The sequence below is a fragment of the Actinoplanes sp. NPDC051633 genome (genome assembly GCF_040681735.1).
GTDB lineage: Bacteria > Actinomycetota > Actinomycetes > Mycobacteriales > Micromonosporaceae > Actinoplanes.
On sequence record NZ_JBFAZH010000376.1, the window covers coordinates 1 to 6,457 of the forward strand.

Genomic DNA, 6,457 nt, shown 5'->3' on the forward strand with positions numbered 1-6,457 from the left:
GGTAGCGCACGCGCGTATCCGAGGGCTTCTTCGGCGGCTGGGCTACCACTTTGGGTGCGGCCCGGGACATAACGGCCGGAGTGGTAGCGCACGCACGTGTTCGAGGGGTTCTCGAGTGGCTGTGCTACCAGTTTGGGTGCGGCCCGGGACAAAGCGGCCGTAGTGGTAGCGCACCCACGTGTTCGAGGGCTTCTTGCGTGGCTGGGCTACCAGTTTGGGTGCGGCTCGCGGACGAACGGGCGGACTGGTAGCGCACGCACCTAGCTGGCGGCTGTGGTGCGGTCCGGCCGGGTGTTGGACAGGTGGGTGACCACCGACTGGCCGGCGTGTGTGGCACGCCGGCTTTCGAGTGCTCGTATCCCTCTTATTTTCGATCTGAGCCCGCTCAGGCCCTGCCTACCCCTCAGGGACCCTCGTGGGCTGTTCGGGCCTCTGCGGGGCTCTCAAACGGCTTGACGTCAGCGCTGGTAGCCGTTGGCGCTGTTGCGGTAGTCGTCGGCCGGCTGGCCGTCACGGCTGAAGTCCCAGCCGCCCGCCGCCTCGCGGCCCGGGCGGCCGCCGATGGCGTAACCGCCGATCTCCTGGCCTCGCCGCCAACCCCGGAAGTAGCCCGTCGTGTGCGCGGCGATGCTGGCCGCGTCGCGGACGATTCGCAGGGGGTGTTCGTCGCGCAGCGGTGAGCCGGGCACCAGGTTCGCCTGCGGGACCCGCTTGGGCAGGCCCGCCGACGTCTGGGCCGCCACCTCGGGCGTCGCGGCCTTCTCCGCGGCGCGCCAGCCCGTGTCGTTGGGGTTGGTCCAGTCGAGGTCGGCCGACTCGCTCTGGCCGGTGAACCACGCCGAGCGGGCGGCCGCGAAGATCAGCAGGTCGCCGTCGCCCTCGTCGGGGACCGGCGGCTGCGTGCTGCGGTCCAGAGCGGTCAGCGTGGTGCGCCGGGTGGGGGCGCCGCGGGGGTTGCCGTTGGCGCGCGGGGGTGGCGGCGTGTCCACCAGGCGCAGCGGCGGCGGCTCGGTCACGGCGGTGACGTCGGCCGCGATGTTCTCCAGGCCGCTCAGCGACTCGACCAGGCGCAGGGCCGGCGGCTCCGTGGGCATGTCCTGCCACGGCGGGCGCACCCGGCCGCCGTCGCCGGGCAGCGCGCCGGGCAGAGAGCTGGTCTGAGCGGCGGGCGGCGGCGCGGCGGGCTCGTCGCTCGAGTTGAGCAGCGGCCAGTTGGCGCGCGAACCGGGCGGCGGCGCTCCCTCGGCCGGACGCGACGCGGGCATCGGCAGCGAATAGTCGGTCACGCCGTTCGCCGGCCTGGTGCTCGGGCGCGGCGGGATCACCGAGCGCTGCCGCTCGGCGCGAGCCTTGCTCATCGCGGCGTCGGTCAGCGTCGGGCGGAACTCGCGGCCGGACTCGGCCGGCGACACCGGCCGGGCACCGGGCACGATCGGCGTCATCCCCGGCGGCGGCGGTGGCACCGAGACCGGGCGGTTGCCCGGGGTGGTGGCGCCGGGCGTGGTGCGGGTGCGCGTGGGCAGGCCCGCGGCGGCGGCCGGCGCCAGCGGCGACGGGCTCGACGGGTGCGGCGCCAGCGGCCGCGGAGCCATCGGCGGCGGTGCGATCGGATCGGGCGCGACCGGCGGTGCGGTCATCGGGCGCGGGGTGACCGGCGTGTTGCCGGCGGCCGGCTCCGGGCGGCCGCGGCGGCCGATGCGGGTGCCGGTCTCGCTCGGGCGGGTCGGCAGCGCGGCGGCGGACAAGGCGGCGGGATCGACGGTGGGATCGGCGGTGGGATCGGCGGCGCGGCGCGAGCCGGCGGCGCGGCGGCCGGTGGAGGAGGGGGCGGTGACGCGCGCGGCGAGCGTGCCGATCAGCGCCTCGCAGGCGTTGTCGGAGCAGCGGACCGCGCCGATCGCCTGGCGCACCGTGTCGGCCGCGGAGGACGCCAGCGACTTGTTGACCCCGCCGCGGCGGGGAGACTCACTGATCGCCACGACCAGAGCGGTCACGGCGGCGGTCACCTGGTCCTCGGTGCCGGCGCCGGCGCGGGTCAGCTCGGCGACCACCTCGACGGCGATCTGCTCGGAGTCGCTGCCGCGGCCGGTCAGCCGGCCGGGCTCGGGCAGCGCGTCGAGCACCGCCATGGCCAGCGGGTGCGCCGGGTCGGCGAACGCGCGCAGCGCCGCCGGGTAGAGCTCACGCAACACCTCGCGCAGCGCGGTCGCGGAGGCGCACCGGCCGTCGAGCATCGCGACGTGCGCGGCCAGTATCGGCTTGTAGCTGATCAGCTCACGGGGCACCGGGACGGTGGCGGCGGCGATCGCGCCGGCCTGCAGTGCCCGGGAGAGGCCCACGGCCCGGCGCGCGGCGGGCGGCGCCTGCATCTCCTCCACGGAGGAGTCGTCGGCGAAGCGCTCGGCGAAGTCGTCCGTGGTGTCGTCGTCGGTCACCACCAGCGGGCGGCCCGCGGCGGTGAGCAGAGAGGTGACCATGTGATCGTCGCTGTCCGCGGCCACTGCGACCTCGCCGAAGCCGGACGTACGCTCCACGAGCAGCGTCCCCAGCCGGGCATAGCCCGTCGGGTCGTCGCTGATCTCGTCGACCACGAGCAGCCGCCCCGCGTCGTCCACCACGGCGATGGTCAGTTGCGCGGACGCACCCGCACGCACCGATTCATCAGCCGACGCCAGACCGCAGTACACGCGCACGAGCGCCACGGCGTCGTCCTCCTCCCGGTGAGGATTGTTCGCGACCTACTTTGAGCCACGCGGCCGCCTGAATGCTGCGCAAAGAACTCCACCGTCGCGAACAATGCTCATCGCTGCTGTCGTGTGCCAATCACCGATGGTCCCTGGTGAGGGGTCAGTCGCGCCAGTCCACAGCGGCAGAGATCTTGCCGATGATCGAGCGCCATCCGAGACTTGCCTGTTGTGCCCCGATTTTCTTCAATCGGCGCCGTCCGAAATAACCGCCCATACCGCCGCTCTCGGCCTTACGAAGTGACTCGTCGAGGTCGTCAAGGGGCGATCCGGGCGCCAACGCCAGGATCACCGGCTTGATCCGGAGAGCGTGACCCAGATCACGGGCGACCTCGCCGGCCGCGATCAGCAGCGGCAGATCCCACGTGTCGTGACCGCCACGGAGGTTCTCGACGACGAGGTCGAGCTCGTACCGGTCCTCCGGCAGCGGGTCGATGTCCGACGACTGTACCCGGTCGGCCACCGTGCTCCAGCTGTCCAATTGGGCCATATCGTGCGGTGCACCCGATCGAATGAAGGAGACCAGCGATTCGGGGCTCTTGAAGCTGAGCAGCCGGCCGCGGTGGCTGAGGAAGACGGGCACCTCCTCTTCCTCCGCCCGGGCCTCTTCGTCGTCCTTGAAGTCCTCGGGGTCCGGCTCGTCGGAGTCCTTGACCTCGGACTTCTTCTTGTCGGGGTCCTCGTCCTCGGCCAGGAGCGCGTTGAACTCCTCGTCGACGATGACCTCTTCCTCTTCGTCGGCCCGCGCGGCGGCGGCCGCACGCTCACGGGCGTCGAAGGGGTCGTCCTCGTCGGTCTCGATCTCGGTGGGGGTGAGCTCGTTCGCCTTGCGGTACGCCCGCAGCGTCAGCCCGACACCGCCGGGCATCGCGATCTCCACCGGCGTGATGCGAACCTCGTCCCACAGCTCACGACCGGACAGGCCGGCCGCGGCCTCGGACTCGTCGGACTGGGTGGCCACGCTGACCTCCGGGTGATCTTCGACATTCGGGACGGGTGCGCACACACCCTAGATGGTGTGCCCGGGCTCAAAAGCCCTTGGGGTGCCAGACCGTCTTGGTCTCGAGGAAAGCGGTCATCGGGCGCAGGCCGGGATCGGCCGCGAAATCCGGTGTGCCGGCCGGGCGGCGGACCCGCTTGAGGGTGCCGGCGGCGGACCGTTCGAGGTCGGCGGCCAGCTCCGGCTCGTCGATCGCGGTCAGGTCGATGCCGTTCACGTCGTCGTGCGACGCCAGCCACGGTGCGATCTCCGCGGGCCGGCCGGTGAGGATGTTCACCACCCCGCCCGGGAGGTCCGAAGTGGCCAGTACCTCGGCCAGCGTGATGGCCACCTGCGGGCCGGTGCTGACCACGACCACCGCGTTGCCGGTCACGATCGCCGGCGCGACCACGCTGACCAGGCCGAGCAGCGACGCCGGGGCGATCACCGCGACCACCCCGGTGGGCTCGGGGGCGGAGATGTTGAAGAACGGGCCGGAGACCGGGTTGGCGCCGCCGGTCACCTGGGCCAGCTTGTCGGACCAGCCCGCATACCAGACCAGGCGGTCGATCGCCGCGTCCAGCTCGGCCTGGTCGACGGCGAGCGTGGCGAACTCGTCGCGGCGGCTCTCCAGCATCTCCGCGGCGCGATAGAGGATCTGCCCCCGGTTGTACGCGGTCGCGCCGGCCCACCCGGGCTGCGCCTTGCGCGCGGCGACCACCGCGTCGCGGGCGTCCTTGCGGGAGGCGAGAGCCACGTTGTCGCCGTCCACCACCTGGGTCCGTCCTGATTCACTGCGCGGGAACTTCCCGCCGATGAACAGCTTGTACGTCTTGCGAATGGCAAGCCTAGGCAAGGTACGCCTCCAGACCGTGGCGGCCACCCTCGCGGCCGTAGCCCGACTCCTTGTAGCCGCCGAACGGCGAGGCCGGGTCGAACTTGTTGAACGTGTTGGCCCAGACCACGCCGGCCCGGAGCTTGTCGGCGACGGCGAGGATCCGCGAACCCTTGTCGGTCCAGATCCCCGCGGACAGCCCGTACGGCGTGTTGTTCGCCTTCTCGATCGCCTCGGCCGGCGTGCGGAAGGTCAGCACGGACAGCACCGGGCCGAAGATCTCCTCGCGGGCGATGCGGTGTGCCTGGGTCACCCCGGTGAAGATCGTCGGCGCGAACCAGAAGCCGTTGGCGGGCAGCTCGCACGGCGCCGACCAGCGTTGCGCCCCCTCGGCGGCGCCCGCCTCGGCCAGCTCGGTGATGCGGGCCAGCTGCGCGGCCGAGTTGATCGCGCCGACGTCGGTGTTCTTGTCCAGGGGATCGCCGACCCGCAGCGTGGCCATCCGCCGCTTGAGCGAGTCGAGCAGCTCCTCGGCCACCGACTCCTGCACCAGCAGCCGCGAGCCGGCGCAGCAGACGTGGCCCTGGTTGAAGAAGATTCCGTTCACGATGCCCTCGACCGCCTGGTCGATCGGCGCGTCCTCGAAGACGATGTTGGCCGCCTTGCCGCCCAGCTCCAGCGTCAGCCGCTTGCCGGTGCCGGACACCGAGCGGGCGATCTGCCGGCCCACCTCGGTGGACCCGGTGAAGGCGACCTTGTCCACATCGGGGTGTTCGACCAGGTACCGGCCGGTGTCGCCGGCGCCGGTCACGATGTTGACCACCCCGGCGGGCAGCTCGGCCTGACGGCACACGTCGGCGAAGAACAGCGCGGACAGCGGCGTGGTCTCGGCCGGCTTGAGCACCACCGTGTTGCCGGTGGCCAGGGCGGGCGCGATCTTCCACGCCAGCATCAGCATCGGGAAGTTCCACGGAATCACCTGACCGGCCACGCCCAGCGGCCGGGGATCGGCGCCGAAGCCCGCGTACGCCAGCTTGTCGGCCCAGCCCGCGTAGTAGAAGAAGTGTGCCGCGACCAGTGGCAGGTCGACGTCGCGCGACTCCTTGATCGGCTTGCCGTTGTCCAGCGACTCGAGCACCGCCAGCTCGCGGGACCGCTCCTGGATGATCCGCGCGATGCGGAAGAGATATTTAGCCCGCTCGCTGCCGGGCAGCCCGGACCAGCCCGGGAAGGCGCGCCGGGCGGCGGCCACCGCGCGGTCGACGTCCTCGGGGCTGCCCAGCGCGACCTCGGACAGCACCTCCTCGGACGCCGGGTTGACGGTCTTGAAGGTGTCCTTGCCGGGGGTGAACTCGCCGTCGATGAACAGGCCGTAGGACGGCGCGATCTCGACCAGGGAACGGGACTCGGGAGCGGGAGCGTACTCGAGGAAGGACATGCGATCAGTCCAGCGTGAAGTAGTCGGGACCGGCGTAGTGGCCGGTGGTCAGCTTGGTGCGCTGCATCAGCAGATCGTTGAGCAGTGACGAGGCGCCGAACCGGAACCAGTCCGGGCTGAGCCAGTCGTCGCCCGCGGTCTCGGCGACCATTACCAGGTACTTGATCGCGTCTTTCGTCGTGCGGATGCCGCCGGCCGGCTTGACGCCGATCTGCCGACCCGTCCGCGCTCGAAAGTCGCGCACCGCCTCCAGCATGATCAGCGTCACCGGCGGGGTGGCCGCCACCGGGACCTTGCCGGTCGACGTCTTGATGAAGTCGGCGCCGGCCATCATCGCCAGCCAGGACGCACGCCGCACGTTGTCGTACGTGCCCAGCTCGCCGGTCTCCAGGATCACCTTGAGGTGCGCGCCGCCGCACGCGTCCTTGATCGCGACGATCTCGTCGAAGACGGCCTGGTAG

The 6,457-nt window shown here is 71.7% G+C and carries 4 protein-coding genes and 1 pseudogene; all 5 read right to left on the bottom strand.

Translation table 11 applies throughout. The annotated features are described in order from the left end of the window. Window positions 1-458 precede the first annotated feature (458 nt). Window positions 459-2,702, bottom strand: coding sequence for a transposase (locus AB0M20_RS21025; protein ID WP_364300514.1), 2,244 nt, complete (start codon window positions 2,700-2,702; stop codon window positions 459-461). Between the two features lie 145 nt (window positions 2,703-2,847). Continuing rightward, entirely contained in the window at window positions 2,848-3,705 is an 858-nt protein-coding gene (locus tag AB0M20_RS21030) for a DNA primase (protein WP_364300516.1), read from the bottom strand. A 67-nt stretch (window positions 3,706-3,772) separates the two neighbouring features. Continuing rightward, window positions 3,773-4,579 carry an aldehyde dehydrogenase family protein gene (locus AB0M20_RS21035; RefSeq protein WP_364300518.1) on the bottom strand — a complete coding sequence of 269 codons (807 nt, stop codon included), beginning with the start codon at window positions 4,577-4,579 and terminating at the stop codon, window positions 3,773-3,775. Beyond that, window positions 4,572-5,996, bottom strand: coding sequence for an aldehyde dehydrogenase family protein (locus AB0M20_RS21040; RefSeq protein WP_364300520.1), 1,425 nt, complete (start codon window positions 5,994-5,996; stop codon window positions 4,572-4,574). The genes AB0M20_RS21035 and AB0M20_RS21040 overlap by 8 nt, the downstream gene beginning before the upstream one ends. A gap of 4 nt (window positions 5,997-6,000) precedes the next feature. Then, window positions 6,001-6,457: pseudogene (locus tag AB0M20_RS21045) on the bottom strand (deoxyribose-phosphate aldolase); the annotation flags it as partial.

Coding starts and splice junctions, on each gene's coding strand:
- AB0M20_RS21040 (WP_364300520.1), bottom strand. CDS start 5,996: ATGTCCTTCCTCGAGTACGCTCCCGCTCCCGAGTCCCGTTCCCTGGTC.